The 21,204-nt window shown below is 45.4% G+C and carries 14 protein-coding genes, 3 pseudogenes and 1 riboswitch; of the genes and pseudogenes, 9 read left to right on the top strand and 8 right to left on the bottom strand.

All coding sequences use genetic code 11. From position 1 onward, the window contains the following. Positions 1 to 977, top strand: a 977-nt coding sequence (locus VOR_RS0108510) for an iron-containing alcohol dehydrogenase (protein ID WP_010319287.1), incomplete at its 5' end; no start/stop codon positions are given. Positions 978 to 1,045: 68 nt separating this feature from the next. Here the strand turns inward: VOR_RS0108510 and VOR_RS0108505 are convergent. From VOR_RS0108505 to VOR_RS0108495, 3 genes are read right to left on the bottom strand one after another with little or no spacing between them, the layout of a single operon-like run. Then, positions 1,046 to 3,850, bottom strand: a complete 2,805-nt coding sequence (locus VOR_RS0108505) for an Hsp70 family protein (protein WP_010319286.1) — start codon at positions 3,848 to 3,850, stop codon at positions 1,046 to 1,048. A 48-nt stretch (positions 3,851 to 3,898) separates the two neighbouring features. Next, complete coding sequence (locus tag VOR_RS0108500) at positions 3,899 to 5,797, bottom strand: Hsp70 family protein (protein WP_010319285.1); 1,899 nt, start codon at positions 5,795 to 5,797, stop codon at positions 3,899 to 3,901. Then, positions 5,797 to 6,390, bottom strand: a complete 594-nt coding sequence (locus VOR_RS0108495) for a DUF2760 domain-containing protein (RefSeq protein WP_010319284.1) — start codon at positions 6,388 to 6,390, stop codon at positions 5,797 to 5,799. The genes VOR_RS0108500 and VOR_RS0108495 overlap by 1 nt, the downstream gene beginning before the upstream one ends. 20 nt (positions 6,391 to 6,410) lie before the next feature. Between VOR_RS0108495 and VOR_RS16970 the strand changes: the two genes are divergently transcribed. Both VOR_RS16970 and VOR_RS0108485 read left to right on the top strand, forming a co-directional pair. Beyond that, on the top strand, positions 6,411 to 7,355 hold the full coding sequence (locus VOR_RS16970; RefSeq protein ID WP_010319283.1) for a sensor domain-containing diguanylate cyclase: 945 nt from the start codon (positions 6,411 to 6,413) through the stop codon (positions 7,353 to 7,355). Between the two features lie 94 nt (positions 7,356 to 7,449). Next, the gene (locus VOR_RS0108485; RefSeq protein ID WP_010319282.1) at positions 7,450 to 7,980 is read left to right on the top strand and encodes a 3'-5' exonuclease; all 531 of its coding nucleotides are present in this window, start codon (positions 7,450 to 7,452) and stop codon (positions 7,978 to 7,980) included. A 6-nt stretch (positions 7,981 to 7,986) separates the two neighbouring features. Here the strand turns inward: VOR_RS0108485 and VOR_RS0108480 are convergent, their stop codons facing one another. Together VOR_RS0108480 and VOR_RS0108475 are read right to left on the bottom strand one after the other, a co-directional pair. Further along, positions 7,987 to 8,430 carry a tellurite resistance TerB family protein gene (locus VOR_RS0108480; protein ID WP_010319281.1) on the bottom strand — a complete coding sequence of 148 codons (444 nt, stop codon included), beginning with the start codon at positions 8,428 to 8,430 and terminating at the stop codon, positions 7,987 to 7,989. A gap of 84 nt (positions 8,431 to 8,514) precedes the next feature. Further along, on the bottom strand, positions 8,515 to 8,919 hold the full coding sequence (locus VOR_RS0108475) for a VC1380 family protein (protein WP_010319280.1): 405 nt from the start codon (positions 8,917 to 8,919) through the stop codon (positions 8,515 to 8,517). 240 nt (positions 8,920 to 9,159) lie between these two features. On the opposite strand from VOR_RS0108475, the gene hrpA reads away from it, so the two are divergent. Together hrpA and VOR_RS0108465 are read left to right on the top strand one after the other, a co-directional pair. Further along, positions 9,160 to 13,095: an ATP-dependent RNA helicase HrpA gene (gene hrpA, locus VOR_RS0108470; RefSeq protein WP_029627014.1), complete on the top strand. Its 3,936-nt coding sequence runs from the start codon at positions 9,160 to 9,162 to the stop codon at positions 13,093 to 13,095. Between the two features lie 103 nt (positions 13,096 to 13,198). Further along, positions 13,199 to 13,681: an outer membrane beta-barrel protein gene (locus VOR_RS0108465; RefSeq protein WP_010319278.1), complete on the top strand. Its 483-nt coding sequence runs from the start codon at positions 13,199 to 13,201 to the stop codon at positions 13,679 to 13,681. Positions 13,682 to 13,770: 89 nt separating this feature from the next. On the opposite strand, the pseudogene VOR_RS18360 reads toward VOR_RS0108465, so the two are convergent. Beyond that, positions 13,771 to 13,917: pseudogene (locus VOR_RS18360) on the bottom strand (LysR family transcriptional regulator); the annotation flags it as partial. Between the two features lie 84 nt (positions 13,918 to 14,001). On the opposite strand from VOR_RS18360, the pseudogene VOR_RS17810 reads away from it, so the two are divergent. Further along, a pseudogene (locus VOR_RS17810) lies at positions 14,002 to 15,409 on the top strand (MDR family MFS transporter). A gap of 72 nt (positions 15,410 to 15,481) precedes the next feature. Here VOR_RS17810 and VOR_RS17805 read toward each other — a convergent pair. Beyond that, positions 15,482 to 16,963 (bottom strand): annotated as a pseudogene (locus VOR_RS17805) (carboxypeptidase M32). A 220-nt stretch (positions 16,964 to 17,183) separates the two neighbouring features. Here VOR_RS17805 and VOR_RS0108445 point away from each other — a divergent pair. Beyond that, positions 17,184 to 17,822 (top strand): LysE family translocator, encoded by a 639-nt coding sequence (locus VOR_RS0108445; RefSeq protein ID WP_010319276.1) that lies wholly within the window; start codon positions 17,184 to 17,186, stop codon positions 17,820 to 17,822. A 66-nt stretch (positions 17,823 to 17,888) separates the two neighbouring features. Here VOR_RS0108445 and VOR_RS0108440 read toward each other — a convergent pair whose 3' ends face one another. Continuing rightward, on the bottom strand, positions 17,889 to 19,268 hold the full coding sequence (locus VOR_RS0108440) for an alanine/glycine:cation symporter family protein (protein ID WP_010319275.1): 1,380 nt from the start codon (positions 19,266 to 19,268) through the stop codon (positions 17,889 to 17,891). A 123-nt stretch (positions 19,269 to 19,391) separates the two neighbouring features. Further along, positions 19,392 to 19,485, bottom strand: a riboswitch (glycine riboswitch). A gap of 358 nt (positions 19,486 to 19,843) precedes the next feature. Here VOR_RS0108440 and VOR_RS18930 point away from each other — a divergent pair. Continuing rightward, complete coding sequence (locus VOR_RS18930) at positions 19,844 to 20,002, top strand: hypothetical protein (protein WP_010319274.1); 159 nt, start codon at positions 19,844 to 19,846, stop codon at positions 20,000 to 20,002. A gap of 19 nt (positions 20,003 to 20,021) precedes the next feature. Further along, positions 20,022 to 20,756: a hypothetical protein gene (locus tag VOR_RS0108430; protein WP_010319273.1), complete on the top strand. Its 735-nt coding sequence runs from the start codon at positions 20,022 to 20,024 to the stop codon at positions 20,754 to 20,756. Positions 20,757 to 21,204 lie beyond the last annotated feature (448 nt).

Genomic DNA, 21,204 nt, shown 5'->3' with positions numbered 1-21,204 from the left:
CTGTTGGTGTCCGTTGTGTGGTGTTTAACCATGTATTGCCTGATCCCACTTATGATCAAGTTGAAGCCGGCCTCCATCAGTATCGATTGGAGAAGTGCCAAGGCGTTGTCGCTATTGGTGGCGGCTCTTCAATCGATTGTGCAAAAGTGATCGCCGCTTGTGCTACTAACCGCAAGTCGATCAAACGTTTAGTGGGGCTGTTAAAAGTATGGAAAACACCTGCGCCGCTGTTTGTGATCCCAACTACGGCAGGAACGGGCTCTGAAGTGACCGTCATTGCGGTGGTTTCTGACCCTCAAACTCAGCAAAAAACACCGATTACTGACCCGAAACTTGTGCCACTTATTGCAGCGTTAGATCCGATGCTGATGATGGCCTTGCCTACTCATATTACTGCGCAAACGGGGTTGGATGCACTCACGCATGCAGTGGAAGCCTTTATATCACGTAATGCCACGCCAGAGACTGATCGCTATGCTATCGCTGCGGTTAAACTGATCCACGATAACTTGGAAAAAGCGGCGTTCTTTGGCCAAAATTTGACGGCGAGACAAAACATGGCTCTGGCCTCTTATTACGCTGGACTTGCTTTTACCAAAGCCAGTTTAGGGTATACACATGCCATCGCCCATGCGGTTGGGGCGAAATACCATTTCCCGCATGGCTTAGCGAATGCGGTTGTGTTGCCACATGTATTGGAATACTCCAAAGAGGCGGCGAAAGATAAGCTGGCTAAACTGGCCGACGTACTCAAAATAACCGATCCACATTTGACCGATTCAATGAAAGCGGACGCCTTCATTGGGTATGTGAAAGAGCTCAATCACACACTGCATATCCCTAAACAGTTACAGGGGGTCATGTCAGAGCATATTCCAGAATTGGCCAAACAAGCTTTTCGTGAAGCGTTTTGGAATTATCCTGCGCCAAAATACATGCAGCAAACGGATTGCGAAGCGATTTTTAGGAAATTGTAATCTACATTCAGCGTTATCTTTGACCGCTCTCGTGATCATAGCAACGAGAGTGGTCAAATTAGGTCGATTCATTTTTTAAGCAGTATCAACCCACTTGGCAGAGTATCACCGAAGACACGTTTGGATTCTGTGTCAGACAGGTCATGCACTTCATTAACCAAAGTAAACCAAGTTTCTGGAACTTTACTCTGCTTTATCTTGGCTAAAACGAGCTGACGAACATCATCGCTAATATCAAAAAGACGATCTCCTGTCTTGCGACACATCATTACCGCGGCAAAGGCAATCATCGGTTCTTTGTGCCAGTTTTGATCAAGCAACTTCGGTAACCATTGTTCCACTTGCGCTCTTGGGATGACTGAATGTTGACTACCATACAGTAGCGTCCGAGAGGCTAACCGCCCAACGGCCCACCAGTGTGCTTGTTCACATTGAGTTTGATTAATCGCTTTGTTCAAAAACCACGTGGCAAGTAATACTTTATCTTCCACTTCTAGATGTTCCAGTGAAGCGGCAAGCCGCACCATGGCTTCGTACCCTTTGTCGTGTGCTTCTTGAGCTGATTTTGGATTTTTGATTGCGCTCGGGTGAAGATATTTAGCGATATCCGCTAGAATCGTTTCTTGTTGCTCCTGCCTCAGTCCGCCAGCAACACGCCGCCAAAATACCCACCAATCGCTCCAACCTTGATGATTTTGGAATTGAATACCTTGTTGATACAGATTCCACATCTGTTCCATACGCCAAGGATCGGTTGGGTCGCCAAATCCTGGTCGCAGGGAAAATCCAGCCAGACGCAACCAGTTTTTCTCGTGTTGCTCTGAGCGACGTCGACGTTTACGGCCTTGAGAAAATGCATCAAAGAGCGGTCTTAGCGTGGTGAAATCCCATTCATCACGTGGCCCTAAAAGCTTATCTAAATCTTTGCCAAGCGTTTTTATGGCTTGGTTATCAGAGGCTTTTTTATTGCCACTATAAAGGTGTGTGATGAGCGAAATCGCCTCTGACAAGCGAGGATGACGTTGGATTTCACTGTCTGACTCACTGTGCTTGCGAACTTCAAACTCAAGTTGCCATCGGTTTTTTTCGTCCTCAACACTGACACATTCAATCTTGAGCGTGCCGACTTCCGTTAATTGACAAGCCAGTTGAACTTCCACTCGTTGCTTTTGGTTAGCATGCAGTAGAGCATCATCATTTCCTTTTAACGCTGTTATATAGGGAGGCAGTGGCGTAAAAAGTTCATGTTCAACGGTCGATAACAGCCCATTTTGAACGCGACGATCAGCAAACATATCGTGGGTTGAGGTCAGGATGTTGAAGCGTACGGGTTCACCTAACGTCAGTGAAAATCGGCGGCTGGTTAAGCGTATCTCTTGTCCTTCTTCGGTGCCTTTAGCCAAGATACACAGAGCATGTCCGGCACTGTTTTTTTCAGGCAGGTGTAAAAAATAAGAGCGTGCCGATCCGCCGCCGATTTTAAGCTGTGCACCTTGGCGAGCTTTACCATAGGCAACAGCGCCGAGTGCGACTGCCCAATCAGGGTGAGGATTATCAAGCAGGGTGATCGGCGAACCTCGCCAATCGGTCAATAATTGAGTGATGCGCTTTGTGATAAGCTCACTATTAAATACGCCGCCATTGAGCAGCAACCCAACGGGAATGGCCGTTGCGTTTGACTCTTGCTTGAGCGCAAGACGAGAAACGGCTTGGTGTTCAGCTAAAAATTCAGCAATGTGTTTACTCACGGCAGGGTCTGCTGCGTAGGGCAAACCGAATTCCACCACTGCACTGCGGCGTTTATTTGGACGTTCTTGTACCGAGCAAAGTGGGAAAAAGCCTTCCAGTGCAATGTCATGCACCTCTTGTTTCGTCAGGGAAATGCTTTTTGCTGCGCCTAATAGCTTTGAACCACTGCCAAGGAGCGTAATTTTTAGCTGCTCTGGGGCTTGGTTTGATAAGAGCTGCTCTTTTACTTGGCGAGTTTGCTGAATTAGTTTGCTCAAACTGGCGGCGGTTAATTTTTTCGAACTGTCAAAGCGCTGTTCCGCTAGATGAGCTAATGCTAAATCAAGGTTGTCACCTCCGAGCATTAAGTGATCACCCACGCCAATTCGGTCAAGGGAGAGTTGGTTGTCTGCGCTGTGTTTCGCTTCAATTAAACTGAGGTCTGTCGTACCTCCGCCCACATCACAAACCAAGATCAAAGGGAGTGATTGCAATTGCTGTGAGGCACAATGACGGTGACGTGCGTACCAGTCATAGCAAACGGCTTGTGGTTCTTCAAGTAATACAATTGAGCTTAATCCCGCCAGCGTTGCAGCTTCGATGGTGAGCTTACGAGCCGTTTCATCAAATGATGCCGGCACGGTGATAATGACATTTTGATCTTCAAGTCGATGACTTGGATGACGGTGGTTCCATGCTTGCCGGATGTGATTGAGATAACTGGCGCTGGCAATCACAGGGGATACTTTCGCTACATCGTGAGCACCAGCCCACGGCAAGATGGCTTGCTTGCGATCAACCCCTTGGTGGGAGAGCCAACTTTTCGCGCTGGATACTTGTCGCCCTTCTACTTTTGCACCTAGATCTCTTGCCCATTGGCCAATAATTATCTCTTTGCTATCGCCTATAACCGGTTCAATTTGCCAAGGGAGCGATAGGGCATCAGGTGCGATCTGCCCGTCGGCCGGGTGATAACGAAATGATGGAAGGAGTGGTTTTCGAACCACTTCACCGGGGCCAATTAATTGGTCGACCTCAAAAAGATGCACGGGTGAGTCTTCTAACGATTCGGTGATTTCACAAAATGCCACCACAGTATTGGTGGTGCCTAAATCGATACCGACGAGAAAGCGAGGAGAAGACATGGAGGCTCCTGAATTTCAAAAACGGCATCCGAAGATGCCGTGTGGGGATTATTGAGTGACTTGAGGATCTTCACGCACATCGAACTCAACGTGCCATGTTTGGCCGTTGTCGGTCGCAATGGCTTCTAAGTGAAGCGTCCCGAGCTCTGTGATCGTTGAGGCTAAGTGAACCGGAACGACTTCGCCTTGTCGACGTCCTTCAGAAACAGGCAAGGTGACGTGGATCTCGGGCAGCTCTACAAGTTCTTCTGGAGCCCAATAATCTAAGTGCATGCCAGCTTCGTCATCACGGCGTATTGTTGAACCAAAGAATTGAAAATGTACAGGCTCACCAATGACCAATCCAAACTCTTGGCTCGGTACGCGGACACTGCTTCCTTCTTCCATGCCAAATGGAGCGACGCACAAGGCTTCCATCGGTGGTGCGATCCCCGGAATGGCAGGCATAGCACTTTCAATACCGACGTAATAACTCGAGGCTATACCACCGCGAATACGCACACCTTGTCCACGACGAACTGCGCCGTAATACGCTGCGCCGCAGGCGACGGCTAAATCAAGGTCTAAGCCTGTTAAGCGCTTCATCTGTGGTGCTCCCACAGTGCTCAACCAAGCATTAATAGTGCTGAGAAGACGGTTTGCTAATAAATCGGATTTTAACACGCCACCGTTTAGTAAGATGGCGGTCGGTTTGATAAAATCCATCTCCGGAGCTTCGCCCATACCGGGCATGCCAGCAAATGGATTATCATTCAGAGCGGATGTTTCCAGAGCGGATATGTTGCCACTCATTGCATGGGCTTGTTTTGCCAAGAACGCGGCGATATGGCGGGTAATTCCAGCGTCTTGCGCGTAGGGAAGGCCCATTTGCGTTAATGCGCCACGTGCTTTTTGCACCGGATGATCAGTGATATTCACTTGTGGGAAAAAACCATCGACCAAGGTTTGTTGCACTTCTTGTTGAGTCAATTCGGTTTTAAGCGTTGTACCGAGCAGTTTTGAACCGCGACTTGGTACCACAATCGGTACGGAATGTAGGGCACTGTCATTCAGAAGCGCCTCTTTGGCATCTCGGCAAGCGTGCGTCATCGCTTGTACTTGCCAAGGGGCTAATTCTTTACCTTCTTGCGCCAATTTCATTTTTAAACGGTAAGCAAGGGCAAGGTCCATGTTGTCGCCGCCGAGTAAGATGTGCTCACCAACCGCAATCCGATTGAGCGTTAAGTTACCAGCGTCTTCAGTCACTTCCACTAAGGATAAATCAGTGGTTCCCCCACCAATATCAACCACAAGAACAATGTCACCCACCTTGACTTCATCGCGCCACGCATCGAGGCTATTATCTATCCAACTGTATAAAGCCGCTTGTGGCTCTTCAAGCAGCGTTAATTGCTCAAAACCAACGTTGCGTGCTGCTTCAGCGGTTAAATCTCGGGCGGCTGGATCAAATGAAGCGGGTACTGTTAACGTGACATCTTGTGTAGCTAAGGGGAAGTCAGGGTGAGCGTGATCCCAAGCGCTTTTTAAATGCTCTAGATAATACTCAGTGGCTTTTAATGGCGAGATCTTTTCCACTTCATCGCTGCTACCCACGGGTAAAAATGCATCACGTCGATTGACGCCACCATGACATAGCCATGATTTGGCACTGGCGACTAAACGAATCGGTGTCTTACTGCCAAGGTTGCGCGCAATGGCACCGACTAAAGCTTTTGGCTCGGACGACCAAGGCAAAACACATGCGGCAGGGCTCATCTCATGTTCATGAGGCTGGTATAAAAACGAGCCTAATTGATGACGGCTTTCAACCGTACCGGGCGCGGTAAGTTGAGGGATGCTCATTACTGAAACGCGAGCGTTTTCATCCTGTGTATCAACATAAGAGAGCACGCAATGTGTTGTGCCTAAGTCAATACCAATACTAAATTTTGGCGTTGTCTGTTCCATTACAATTCAACCTCGGCAGGGGCGATGATTGAAGCATCATACTGTTCAGCCAATTTAGGCAAAGTGATCGCTGTTGCTTTCCAGCCTTTATGGACTAAGGTGCCATTAAAGGGTGCTGAACCTGTCACATTACCCGTTAAGCGAACTTGTTGCGGGTTGAAACCGGCTTCAATGGTAATTCGGCTCTCTTCATCTTCGCCGCGAATAGGCGTGAGCTGAATGTAATCTTGTAGGACTTTTTTACCACCGGCGTGGATCACGCGCGCCGCGGCTCCAACTTCCTCATCTGAAAAAGCGGTGACATCTTCATTTAAGAAGTCAATCAGACGAGCTTCTTGCTGCATTAACGACAACAGTTGTAGGGCGGAATCGGTTGGCGCTGTCGCTAATTTAGATTCGACTTCGACAACACGCTCAATCACTTTTTCTACTTCTACGATTTTTTCGACTTCAACAATCGTTTCAACCGGTTTTTCGACTTCGACAATTTTCTCGACAGGTTTTTCAACAACTTTCTCAACGACTTTTGATTTGCGTGATACCACAATGAGAAGTAGCAAAAGGCTTGATGCACTGAGCCCAGCATGCAGCATAATCCGATAAGGTTCGCCTATTGCAAGATGGCATAGAAGCACACCACAAAAAGGATGGATTATTGGTATATCATCCCGTTTTTAACTACAACAAACAGGAAATGATGGGTGTGGTAGTGGGTGTTATTCGACTCTCAACATATTTTGATCGATTGGTGAGTCGCACGGCGCCTGACCAGCGATTGTATATGAAAGTCACCGATCTTGGCTTTGGTGGAACAAATGAACCGATTCTGTTCCAAAGCCCAGATTGGGATTCAATCAAAGGCATCGAAATAGAGAAACGCTTATCTCTGCCTAACCGTGATTGGAAAATTGATTTTAAGTTCTCAGAACCAATAGCGAGCAACATACAGTGGATTTTAGTGGCGCTCAGCGTCGGTGGTTTAATTATTTCGATCTTGTTAGGTTATGTTGTCTATTTGTTGATGAGAGAAAAACTTCATCTTAGCGAGATGCTAGAAGAACGTACTGAAGAACTGCGTTTTTTAGCGGACCACGATAGTTTGACTGGATTGTATAACCGACGTGCATTCGGACGTTTACTGCAAGAGGGCGTCTTACAGAAAAAAGCTTTTTCGTTGGTAATGTTTGATGTTGATGATTTTAAGCTGATCAACGACAACCATAGCCACATTGCAGGCGATGAGATGCTAATGCATATCTCAACAGTTATTTCACGTCATATGGGAAATAATGATGTTTTAGCTCGGTTAGGTGGGGACGAATTTTGCATTATTTGTGAATTGTCAGAACTTCAACCTTTGCAGTGTTATCTAGAAACGTTACGAGCAGCTGTTGAATCAACCGGATATGAGTTCATGGATGAAGTGCTGTATTGTACGCTCAGTATTGGGGCGGCGATCAATCATACTTACGATCAAGAGTCTTTATTACACTTGGTAGACAGCAAGTTATACGAAAGTAAAGAAAATGGTCGCAACCGAGTTTCAATTGCCCAATAACTGTCCGAACGAAAGGGCGAGAGTCGAGTTTTTGAGAGGAGTCGAGTAAGATAGCGTTCTTTGACCACTTATATTTAAAGGATACGCCTGAACAATGAACTATAACCGAGTTGTCTGCTTCGATTTAGAAATGTGCTGTTGGAATGAAAATGGGGTTGGGACAACGGGTGAAATCATTGAAGTGGGTTTAGCTGAAATTGATGTGCAGTTGGGCACGATTGTGAAGCGTGCTCAATATTATGTCAGGCCAGAGCAAGACGAAATTTCGCTGTTTTGTAGTGAGTTAACCGGGATAACTCCGCGTAAAATTGAAAAACAGGGGCGACCACTCGCAGGTGTCATTCAATCAATGGTTAAGAACTTTGGCGGCCCAAATAAGATTTATGTTTCGTGGGGGCGTGATGACCAAATTTTAGCTAAAGAATGTGGGCAGAAGGGGATCGTTATGCCTTTTAGCGAGTTCATCAACCTAGCAACGCTCTACCGTATTCAGCAGAGAATGAAAGAAAAACGTATTGGTCACCGCGCCGCACAAGAAGCGCAAGGTATTGAGTGGGAAGGGCGACAGCACTCCGCTTATGTGGATGCCTACAACCTTGCGAAATTGGCGTTAACAATGTTGTAATCCGCTCTATTTTTGAGCGGAAAGTTTAGCGCGGATAAATTCACTGTGGTCGACATACAATAATTCTGCCGCTTTGCGGATCACCGCCTCTTCGAGTGGGTCTATCTCACCGTCCGCGTGCGCCACTTGCCACATCGCCTTGATAAGTTCATATCGCGTATCTTGCGAGAGCTCACGTAATTGTGAAGTGAAATCATACAATGAAGCTGACTGTTTGACGCTTTGTTCTGCCCGAGTGAGCAGTTCCGTGGTCTCTGTATCATCTAACGCTAATAGTCGTTTAACTAATTGAAACTTAGCGTCATTTTCTCGTGTATCAATTTGATGATCGGCTCCTGCCACTTCTCTGAGCAAACAAGCAATCGCTAGGTTGGGGTTAGTGTTGGAACGCTGGCCTAAATCTTCTCCGTCCAAGAGTTGCTTGAATAGCGATGTAATGGCATTAAACATAAAAAAACCTACTGAAAATTTCGAGTCATTATTGTTTAAATAGTGGCGTATTGAGCAAAACACAAGTCAGAATAAAGTGAGATTCTAAATATCACGAGATTCACCTTCATCGTTCTCGTGATAAAAATCATTCGGATCTTGAGGAACGCTAGGGTCTTCTAGTATTTCAATGACTTCTGAACTTGAGTATTCATGCCCCATCAGGAAAAGCGCTAACATCGCATCGGCTTTGGATTTATTGTCCGCTTTTTCTAGCAAAATTTCTTCAAAGCGTCGCCGTATCATGGCAATCTCATGTTCAACAAAACCGCGACCTTCTTCCTCTCCTTCACCTTCTTCGGGCGCATTATCAAACTCCAGAAACAAAAAATGGCCGTCCAATTGTGTGTCAATAAGACGTTCAGGCAACCAAGCCTCACCCATCACCAATTCTGGATCGGTGTTATCGGGTAGTGAATCGAGTATGTGTTTCAGTTCAGATGCTTTCACAGTTTTATCGTTTCAGTAATCATGTCGCTATTGTAGCGGCGATTTTCTTATAAACATAAGAAATCCTGATCCGATTGCCCAATTTTAAATCGCTTAATCATACGAACGATGGCAAAACATACCGGAATCGAGGAGCAAGCGAATAAATGCTCGCCGTTTGTGAAAGGATAACTGATTGCAGGCGCGTTGATTATGCTACAATCCGCTCAGTTTTATGTAATGAAATGAATAGGAAATGCTTTGACCTCGTCACAGCCCAATCAACACAAGTCAATGAACGCTAGCAGCAACAGTGCGGCATCTCTGCGCAATGCATTGAAAGAATGCATGATGCGTGATCGTTTTCGTCTGAGTAAACGCATCTCTGGTGCGAGCAAAATAAAAAATGAGCAAGCCAAACATGCCGTTTTTGATCAAATTGCGCTCGATATTGCTCAGTCAATGATGGTGGCGCAGCAGCGTCTCAACAACCGCGTTACCATCGACTACCCTGATTTATTGCCCGTAAGCCAAAAACGCGATGATATCGCCAAAGCGATTGCTGAAAACCAAGTGGTAATTGTGGCGGGTGAAACAGGGTCAGGCAAAACGACTCAGTTACCCAAAATTTGCGCAGAACTTGGGCGCGGTAAATATGGCCTGATTGGCCATACTCAACCACGTCGCCTTGCTGCGCGTTCGGTCGCGAGCCGAATAGCGCAAGAGATGGAAACAGAACTGGGTGGCTTTGTTGGCTATAAAGTTCGTTTTAACGATCAAATTTCCGAGCAGACTCAGATCAAATTGATGACTGACGGGATATTGTTGGCCGAAATCCAGCATGATCGTTTTCTCAACCAGTACGACACCATCATTATCGATGAAGCGCATGAGCGCAGCTTAAATATCGATTTTATCTTAGGTTATTTGAAAGAACTGCTGCCGCGTCGTCCGGATCTCAAAGTCATCATTACTTCGGCCACCATCGATCCTGAACGCTTCTCTAACCATTTTAGTGGCGCGCCTATCATTGAAGTGTCGGGTCGTACTTATCCGGTCGATACGCGTTATCGACCACTGCTTGGTGAAGAGGACGCAGACCGCGATCAACTTGAAGGTATTTTTGAAGCCGTCGATGAACTCTGTGCTGAAGGACTTGGCGATATTCTGATCTTCATGAATGGTGAACGAGAAATTCGTGATACGGCCGATGCGCTCAGTAAACGTAACTTACGTGATACTGAAATTGTGCCGCTTTATGCACGATTATCCGCCGGTGAGCAGAATAAAATCTTTCAGCCCCATATAGGGCGGCGCATTGTTTTAGCCACCAACGTGGCAGAAACATCCCTTACCGTTCCGGGGATTAAATATGTCATTGACCCAGGTACGGCGCGTATCAGCCGTTATAGCTACCGCACCAAAGTCCAACGTTTACCGATTGAACCAATTTCTCAAGCGAGTGCAAATCAGCGTAAAGGACGTTGTGGCCGTGTTGAAGAAGGGATCTGCATACGCCTCTATTCCGAAGAGGATTTTCTTTCACGCCCAGAATTTACCGAACCGGAAATACTGCGTACCAACTTAGCCTCGGTTATTTTACAAATGACCGCACTTGGGCTGGGTGATATTGAAGCATTCCCATTTGTGGAAGCGCCGGATAAACGCAACATTCAAGATGGTGTGCGTTTGCTTGAAGAGCTTGGCGCGATTGTTCCTGATACCAATAAAAATGATCACGACAGCAAAAAGCAGTTGACGGATATGGGGCGCAAATTAGCACGCTTGCCGATTGATCCCCGTTTGGCGCGTATGGTGCTCGAAGCGCCAAAGCTTGGCTGCGTAAAAGAGCTGATGGTGATTGCCGCTGCACTTTCGATTCAAGACCCACGTGAACGCCCATCAGATAAACAACAAGCCTCCGATGAGAAACATCGTCGATTTTTTGATGAAGAGTCCGATTTCCTGAGCCTAGTGAATTTGTGGAACCACATTCAAACTGAGCAAAAAGCGTTAAGCAGCAGCCAATTTCGTAAGCAGTGTAAACAAGATTACCTCAATTATTTGCGGGTACGTGAATGGCAGGATGTCTACTTCCAAATTCACCAATCGATGCGTGAAATGGATTACAAATTGAACGACGAACCGGGCAATTACCAAAGTATCCACAGTGCAATTTTGGTTGGCTTACTGTCGCACATCGGTATCAAAGACCAAGAGAAAAATGAATACCAAGGGGCTCGTAACGCTCGCTTTAATATCTTCCCCGCTTCTGGCCTGTTTAAAAAGCAACCCAAGTGGGTGATGGTCGCTGAATTGGTGGAAACCTCTAAACTGTGGGGGCGTATTGCAGCTAAAATCCAGCCTGAATGGGTGGAACCGCTGGCGCAGCATTTGATCAAGCGTAGCTACAGCGAACCGCATTGGTCAAAAAAACAAGCCGCCGTCATGGCCTATGAAAAAGTGATGTTATATGGCATTCCTATTGTGCCTAAACGTTTGATTAACTACAGCACCATTGACGAGCCACTATGTCGTGAGATTTTCATTCGCAGCGCATTAGTTGAAGGTGATTGGGAAACCAAACATGCGTTTTTCAAGCAAAACCGTCGCTTATTACTTGAAGTCGAGGAGCTTGAGCATAAGTCTCGCCGCCGCGATATTTTGATTGATGATGAACAGCTTTTCGAGTTCTATGATCAGCGAGTCGCAACGGATGTGGTCTCTGGGCGTCATTTTGATGCGTGGTGGCGAAAAGCCAGCAAAGCCACTCCAGATCTACTCAACTTTGAAAAAGAGATGCTATTTAAAGGTGATGCTAGCCACATCACTGATTTAGATTATCCCAACTTTTGGCACCAAAACGGTATTAAACTGAAGCTCAGCTACCAATTTGAACCTGGCGTGGATAGTGACGGTGTCACGGTGCATTTGCCACTGCCGATCCTCAATCAAATTGAACCGACAGGGTTTGATTGGCAGATCCCTGGGTTACGTCATGAATTGGTTGTCAGCCTCATCAAGTCGTTGCCTAAAACACTGCGCAAAAACTTTGTACCGGCACCTAACTATGCGGATGCGTTTTTAGCGCGTGTCACACCGATGGAATTGCCTTTATTGGATGCGATGGAAAAAGAGTTAAGACGCATGACGGGCGTCGAGGTGAAGCGTGAAGATTGGAAGTTAGAGCAAGTTCCGGATCATTTAAAAATCACTTTTCGCGCGGTGGATCATAAAAATCGCAAACTCAACGAGCATAAAGATTTATATCAGTTGAAAGAGAGTTTGAAAGAGAAAGTACAAGAAACACTCTCTCAAGTGGCAGACGATGATATTGAACAGCAAGGTTTGCATACGTGGAGCTTTGGTGAATTACCAAAAGTTTACCAACAAAAGCGCGGCGGTTTCGAGGTTAAAGCGTATCCAGCGTTAGTGGATAGCAAAGAGAGCGTCGAAATTAAGCTTTTTGAGACCGAGCAAGAACAACTCAATGCAATGAAAGCAGGGCAACGGCGTCTGATTTTGCTGAACGTTCCTTCACCGATTAAATATCTGCACACCAATTTACCGAACAAGTCAAAATTGGGGCTCTACTTTAACCCGTATGGCAAAGTGCTTGATCTGATTGATGACTGTATTGCTTGTGGGATTGATAAGTTAATTGAACAGCAAGGCGGTTTAGTGTGGGAGCCGGAGCAGTTTGAGGCACTGAAAGAGTTTGTGCGCGCTGAATTGGGCGATACTGTGGTCGATATCGCCCAACAAGTGGAGACGATTCTTACCACGGCATTCAACATTAATAAAAAGCTGAAAGGGAAAATCGATTTTACGATGGCCTTTGCGTTATCGGATATCAAAGCGCAGATCGAAGGTTTGATCTTTAAAGGCTTTGCCACCGAATGCGGTTGGAAGCGTTTGCCGGATATTCTGCGTTACATGCGTGCGATTGAACGTCGGATGGAGAAGTTACCCATTGATCCAAATAAGGATCGTTTGCACATGTTGAAAATTGAAGCGGTAACCAATGATTACAAAGCGCTACTAAACAAGATACCTCGTGGTGCAGAAGTACCTGAAAATGTTAAAGAGATCCGTTGGATGATTGAAGAGCTTCGGGTGAGTCTATTTGCTCAGCAACTTGGCACTCCTTACCCAGTTTCAGATAAACGTATAAAAAATGCGATTGATGCTTGTTAGGTATAAGATTTGCATCTAACCAACAGTTCACTATAATTTGATGTTATGTGGCAACCGGTCGCCGTTTTGAGGCCACTGCCAAATTAAATAAAGAAGGTTCATCATGAAAAAGACTTTAATCGCACTAGCGCTGTTCAGTACATCTTCAATGGCGTTTGCCGACTCTTGGATTTATGGCGGCGCATCGGCAGGCCAATCGGATTTGAATGGTAAAAGCGGCACTTCGTACAACATTCATGCCGGTACTGGTATTCTTCCTCTGATTGGCATCGAAGCAGGTTACACTAATCATGGTAAATTTGAATTCAGCGCCACAAATGAAATCGCGGCCTCTTCAGTCTACTTTGCGATAAAGCCAAGTATTGATTTTGGCCCACTGCATGTGTACGCAAAGGGTGGCTTGCATTCTTGGGATAAAGACCTGAATAGCAGCAAAGTCGATGATGGTATTGACATCATGTACGGCGTAGGTGCGGAATACTTCCTAATGGGACCGATATCAGTTGGTGCAAGCTACATGAATTACACTTTGGGTGATGACGATATTGGTACGGTTTCATTCAACGCCACCTTCCACTTCCTTTAATCTAGTCACTTAATCGCTTTCAACCACTTCTTGCTCGTTAGTAGCAAGAAGTGGTTTTTTATTTGAGTAGTATTGTGTGGTGTACATTCTCAAGCACGCCAGTAACTGAAAGCAAAGCGCGAACAGTGCTTGATGATGTAGTCAATAAATGCTTGAGTTCGCTCAGGGAGAAAACGTCGCTGACGGTGCAACAAATAAATATCCGCTTCTTCAATCTGCCATTTATGCAATAAGTCATCCCATTCTATCCTATTTTAGGATGTGCATTATTACGTTATCGTGTCGGTCGCGCATTCTAATCAAGTTCATATGAGGGGCACATGCCTACCGATTCAACTTATTCGGCTAATCCGAAAATTATTTTTGCCAGCGTTGCTTTAGTCATCGCTTTAGGCTCGCTTGAAAAAAGCATCGTTACCACACCATTGGCTCTTATTGGGCAAGATCTCTCGGCAGGACAAGCATTAACATGGGTGATTACTGCTTATCTATTAGCATCGACCGCTGTATTGCCCGTCTACGGTAAACTGAGCGATTTGTTCGGACGAGTTCGGATGCTAAATGTCAGTATCGTGATCTTTATGCTGGGTTCCGCGCTGTGTACCTTTGCTTTTGATCTACCCAGTTTAATTGGTGCTCGTGTGATTCAAGGGATTGGCGGTGGAGGCTTAATAGCTCTGGCATTTACTGTTATCGCCGATTCAATTCCTGCGCGCGAAGTGGGCAAGTACCAAGGTTATATTTCAGCGGTTTATGCGGTGTCCAGTATTGCAGGGCCACTGCTTGGCGGCTATTTTGCTGACTACCTCAGTTGGCGGTGGGTATTCGGTATTAATTTACCGTTAGGGTTGGTGGCACTTTACATGGTTAACCGCTATTTGAAGCATCTCAATAAACGCAGAGATAGTCGCTTTGATTGGGTGGGAGCAGCGTTACTCATGAGTGCGACCACTTTGCTGCTGTTATTACTTTCTTCACATTCATTTATCCCTACTGGCTGGGGCGCGTTTGCATTACTGGCGTGTTTAGTTGCTTTGGTGGTTGTTGAACGCAGAGTGAGTGATCCTATTTTACCAGCGCGTTTAGCACGTCTTCCGAATTATCTGACCGCGATTGTTCTTATTATGGGGTCGCAAATGCTGATGTTTGCGCTTTTGGTTTATTTGCCGCTGCAGCTTCAGTGGCAAAAGGGACTCACTCCGTCAGAAAGCCGGCGGTGCGATTATGGTGATCTTCATGGTCTGCATTACCTCTGGCGCTTATGTGGGCGGGAAGCTCATCGCGAAGTTTGGTCGTTATAAGATGTTAGTGATCGTCGGTTTTGCTTTAGCTATGGCTGCATTGTGGCAAGTTCATTACGATATGTGGGTGAAATTTGCATTGGGTTTTGCTGGTATAGGTATTGGTTTAACCTTACCGGCCTTAGGCGTTGTTGTACAAAGTGTCTTACCCGCACGTGATCGCGGCATTGGCATGTCACTGTTTAATTTTGGACGAGAACTCGGCGGAGCACTCGGTGTGGCGTTCTGTTCCGCGCTCTTTTATCTGAGAGTGCCGAGCGAAGTCATGGTTGCGGAACACGGTGCCGAACAGGCCGGCGTTTCTACTCAAGTATTATCACAAGGTTTTAGCTTGGTTTATATTGGCATGAGCGTACTAGCATTACTGGCGATGTTACTGACAGTATGGCGCTTGCGTAAAGATGCATTGATGAAAAGTTCATCATGAATTCCTGCGTGTTATTGAGCGTTAACTAAGTGTAAAAAAAGCAGCGATTTAAGCTGCTTTTTAAGTTTGGCGCTAAAGGTATCGATTCTTTAGGTGGTCTTGGAAATATTGAGCGTTAAGCACATCCCCAGTCGCTTGTTTCACCAATTCATCGGTTGTTAATAAGCTACCTTTTTGCCAAATATTATCGGCAAGCCAAGTAAATATTGGTGATAAATCGCCACTGCGAATGGTGGCATCAACATTCACCGTTTTCTTCATCGCTGCCATAAACTGGGCAGCGTACATCGCACCAAGTGTATAACTTGGGAAATATCCGAAAGCGCCATCTGTCCAGTGGATGTCTTGCATACAGCCGTTTTGGTTATTTCCTTGGGTAGAAAGGCCGAGGTAAGCCTGCATTTTGTGATCCCATAGCTCAGGCACATCGGTATGTTTGATATGACCATTGATCAAATCACGTTCAATTTCATAACGTAAAATGACATGCGCTGGATAAGTCAACTCGTCGGCATCGACACGAATAAAGCCTTTTTCGGCGCGAGTGTAGATCTTCTGGAAATTCGCTTGTGCAAATACTTTGTCTTCACTACCTGAAAAATAGCGGGCGGCTAGGGTGGCTAAGTGCTCAATAAAGGGTTAACTGCGCCCCATCTGCATTTCAAAAAAGAGCGATTGAGATTCATGAATACCCATCGAACGCGCTTCTCCTGCTGGTGTACCTGCAAGATGTTTAGGTAAGCCTTGCTCATAACGTGCGTGGCCGGTTTCATGGACAATGCCCATTAGAGACTGAATAAACTCCGACTCATTATAACGAGTGGTGATCCGAACATCGGTTGGAACACCGCCGCAAAAAGGGTGAACGCTTTCATCAAGGCGGCCGTGTTCAAAATCAAACTGAAGCAGTTTCATGACTTCTAAGCCTAACGCCTTTTGCTTTTCAGCAGGGTAATGGCCAGTTGGCATGATGATCTCTTCGGCGCGTTGCTTCTCTATGACTTGATCGATTAACGTTGGCAGCCAAGTTTTAACATCGCTGAAAACAGCGTCCAATGATTGAGTGGTTGTACCCGGTTCGTAAAGATCGAGCATCGCATCATAAGGCGTTAAACCTGTAGCATCAGCGCGGATCTGCGCTTCTTGCTGTGAGAGTGTGACCACCTCAGCCCAGTTTTTCTCAAAACCGATCCAATCATTGTTTTTGCGTTGGGTACGCCAAGCATGTTCACACTTTGAACCAGCAAGAGATTTCGCTTGCACCAAAGCTTCAGGCAGTACGTTTGCCTGCTGCCAGTGGCGTTTGAGTTCTCGCAGTGTGGCTTTTTGCTCATCGTCCAATGGTTCATTTTGTGCTTTATCAAACCATTCAGCCAATTGAGGTTGAGTATGTAAACTATGAATATGAACGGACAATTGCGCCATCGCTTCTGATCGCGCTTGAGCGCCGCCAGCGGGCATTACTGCGGCTTGATCCCAGCCACAAATAGCCGCTAAATGATTGAAATGTGAAATTTTCTTAGAATGTTGAACTAATTGATTGAATGCATCCATGGAATTAGCCTTCCGTGACGTAAAAGAGGAGTTAGTGTAGCAACCATTAAGTGTCTAACCAAGGCCATCCAAGTCAATCAAGGTGAAAGAGCGTGACCCAAACCGACAAAGCTGAGGGGATTTCATTATTTTCTTATCCAGTGAAAACTGTTAAAGACTTTATAAAAGAGCTCAGGTATAAAAAGGCAAACGATGACATTTATTTTATACAAGGACGGGTATGTATATCCAAAACGTTGAAGCCTTTCTGATCGCAATTACTATATTAACGCTAACTCCAGGGCTAGATACGGCGCTGGTGATTCGTAACACATCACGAGCATGGTTCACGGACGGCAGCATAACAAGTTTGGGTATTTGCATGGGGCTGTTTGTGCATGCGACCTTTTCCGCCGTCGGTATTTCGGCGATTTTGGCACAATCGGCCGAGCTGTTTCATGTGGTTAAAATGATCGGTGCGGCGTATTTAATTTGGCTGGGACTATCCAGCTTAAAAGCGTTGCTGAAAAATAGCCAAGGTATGCAGGTTACGGCCATTTCACACAGTGAATTTACACTGAAGCGCTCATTGCGTGAAGGCTTTCTTTCCAATGTATTAAACCCTAAAACGGCGGTATTTTATCTCGCATTTTTGCCGCAATTTATCAACCCAGAATATTCTCCGTTGTTGCAATCGCTTTTGATGGCCGCCATTCATTTTGTTATCGCTATGTGTTGGCAGTGCGGTTTAGCGGGCGCACTGAGCTTTGCAAAAAACTTACTCAAGAATGCGTCGTTTATGAAATGGATGGAAGGGACAACAGGTGTTGTGCTCGTTGCGCTTGGGGTGAAATTGTTACTAGAAGATGAAGCGGCTTAAGAAGTTGCTCTTTAGTCACTAAAGTTGCCGATAAGCACTGCCACATGCTTATCGGCTGGCAAACGATTAATGTTGGGTTTGAGCATCACGCGTAAAAGGTGCTGACTGTTTTTCAAAAAACAGCTTGGTCTCTTCAAGCACAATATGGCGTAATGCGATTAATCCGATCAGATTAGGGATAGCCATTAAACCGTTAACGATATCAGCAATAATCCAAATCATATCAAGGTGCAAGAACGCACCTGATGCCACCAAACCGATAAAAATCAGCTTATAAGGCATCACTGCTTTGGTGCCAAACAAAAACACCACGCAGCGCTCACCGTAATAGTTCCAGCCTAAAATCGTCGTAAAAGCAAAAAACATCAAACCAATAGAGACCATCATAGGGCCCAAAGTTTGCGCATTTAAGCCCACGGCAAATGCATAGGTTGTCATGGCGGCACCAGAAAAATCACTTTGCCATGCGCCAGTTAAAATCAGCGCAAGCCCGGTCATGGTGCAAATAATGATGGTGTCAAAGAAAGTACCAGTCATTGAAATCAACCCTTGTTTTACGCAAGAGTCAGTTTTCGCTGCCGCCGCAGCCATTGGCGCGCTGCCAAGACCAGATTCATTAGAAAATACACCGCGCGCAATCCCTGATTGAATCGCCAGCATGATGCTCGCTCCTAAGAAACCACCGGTCGCGGCTGTGGAAGTGAAAGCAGAAGTGATAACTAAACTGATGGCCGTGAGTAATTGATCGCTGTTGCTGATGATCACACTCAAACACGCAAGGATGTAAAAAAGAGCCATGGCAGGTACCACTTTCCCAGCCACTTTAGCAATTGATTGAATACCACCGACTGTGACAAATGCAACTAACAGCGTTAGAACCACTGCTGATATTTCGCGTGACACACCAAAAGAGATTTCAGTAGCATCTAAAATCGCGTTAACTTGTGGGAATGTACCGATGCCGAAACAAGCGACGCCGATAGCAAATAGGGCGAATAAAACCGCCAAAGTTCGAGAGCCCACGCCATATTGCAGGTAATACATCGGGCCACCAACCATTTGGCCTTTGTCATCCACTTGACGATACTTTACTGCCAGTAAACATTCAGCGTATTTGGTCGCCATACCAAACAGCGCGGCTAACCACATCCAAAATAGCGCGCCTGGCCCACCGAGCTTAATCGCTGTCGCTACGCCAACGATATTACCGGTTCCAATCGTCGCGGAAAGTGCGGTACATAAGGCGGCAAAACTTGATACATCGCCTTGTTTACCGGCGTCTTTGTCTTTACTAAACAACATCTTAAGTGCGGTAGGTAAATGTCGAAATTGGATAAGACCGAGACGAAACGTAAAATAGATGCCTGTACCGACCAATAAAATCAGAAGTGGTGGTCCCCAGACAAAATTGTCTATAGATTCAAGAATAGATTGCAGGTTGTTCATTAGTTCCCCTTAATAAAACGACAGTTAAGGAGAAGAGGGAAAGGGCAGTAATCTGAAAAGATCCCACAAAAAGATCACAGCAGGCCGGTGGTGAAGAAACCACACCTATATATGATTGTAACTTTCCACTCTTCTGTCCTTTTGCCTGAGAGTTTCACCCCAAATAGGGTTTGCTCCTTCGGCGACCGATTAAACGGTTCTCTCCAGAGGTTCCTCCAACTACAGTCCTCGCCAGCTCTCATAAGAGAGAGCATTAGCACCTGAAAGATTTACTTCTTCGGCGAGCCTGTTTACTCATACTTTGAATAAACTAAGGCTACTCTCCTGCAGTCTTCATCGGAACTGATGGTAAGTGTGCTTACCATCAAGGCGAGATATGTTACATAAAGCGTTTTTCAAGACAAGGAAAATTGTGCTTTTGATCTCAATTTACTGCCGTTTGATGGTTTGTTAACCACTGTTGGACGTAAATGTAGAATGAGCGGTGAAAACTTTACGCTTGTTGTCGATTGTTCTACTTTTTTCTGACTTATCGCATGTTATAAATGATATACACTACGTTGGAGGATAGGCTTATGACACGACTCATCACCATTATTTTATTGATCGCCATTGCTTTTATTTTTATTCGTTATCGTACCAACGAAAAGTTGCAAAAAGGGGTGGTGGTTTCTTTACTCACTGCTTTTGTCATTTATGCTGCCTCAATTGTGATTACTGAATTAACTCGCTGAGATAGATAGGAGCGAAAGAGTGAACAAACAGACGGACATTGATGCACAAGACGATGTCGTAGTGATTGAAGAACGAGACAAACGCACCTACGTCTACATCGCGTTAGCAGGGGTGTTGGGGTTAGCATTAGGTGGCTTAATCGGTTCAAGTATCACCACGAATAACTGGCAAAAAACATACCATCAGCTAGAAGAAAAATATGAACAGCTCACCCAAGATAAAAGCCAATTAGCTGAAAAAGTGCAATTAAAAGTCGCCAGTGTCGACGCTGAAGTAGCAAATAAACTTCAACAAGCATTAGAAGAGCAACAAAAGCAGTTTCAGCAAGAGCTGGATCAAGCACAGAGCCAATACCAGACGTTAATGGCAGAAAATAAAGCGCTGCAAGCTAAGCTTAATACACAGGAAAATGCACTAGTGCAAGTTGAGAACAAAAATTCTAAATTAAATCGGCAAGCCGATATGCAAGCAACGATTTTTGAACGTTCACGCGAACTGTTCCAACGTGAATTGAAAATTAAGCAAGAGTTAGAAGCGCTGCAAAAAGAGAAAGAAAGCCTAGTACCTAAGCTAAAAACGCTCAAAACCGATTGTGATGTCTACTTAGCAGGTAAGTCGTGGGATGCAAAATCAGACGCATGTGATAAGCAAGATGAAGCGAATTCAAGAATTAGCCAAATCGATCAGATGATCCAAGTTCACCGCATGGATTTGGAACAAATCAAAGCGTTAACGGAAAATATAGGCTTATAATTTATACAAATCCCACCAATGTGTCTTTAGCAGGCCTCGCGAAAATGAGGCCTGCTCTATCATCAGACTTACTAAGCTCAACACGCTATTTAAGCTCAACACGCTATTTAAGCTCAACACGCTATTTAAGCTCAACACGCTATTTAAGCTCAACACGCTATTTAAGCTCAACACGCTATTTTTAACTTCATGATTCAACTGTTTTGACCTAATACTTTGTTCATGTCTGTGGGCGTATAGAAATAGTATGTGCCTAATATCTTACTGGTTATTGTTTTGTCATTGAAGGTAACCTTCTCTCTTTAGGGCTAATGTAGATAAATTGTTACGCCGTGATATTTATCTTACTGATCGAGTGTTGGTGGTGAATTTATGATTAACGGATTGCCCTGATTAAAAACTATTAATATTCAATGGTATAATTTCAATCATCCCACGTAAAAACCAC

Source organism: Vibrio ordalii ATCC 33509 (assembly GCA_000257205.1).
In the GTDB taxonomy this organism is placed as follows: domain Bacteria; phylum Pseudomonadota; class Gammaproteobacteria; order Enterobacterales; family Vibrionaceae; genus Vibrio; species Vibrio ordalii.
The sequence above is the reverse complement of the archived record's forward strand: the minus strand, read 5'-3'. Positions and strand labels throughout refer to the sequence as shown.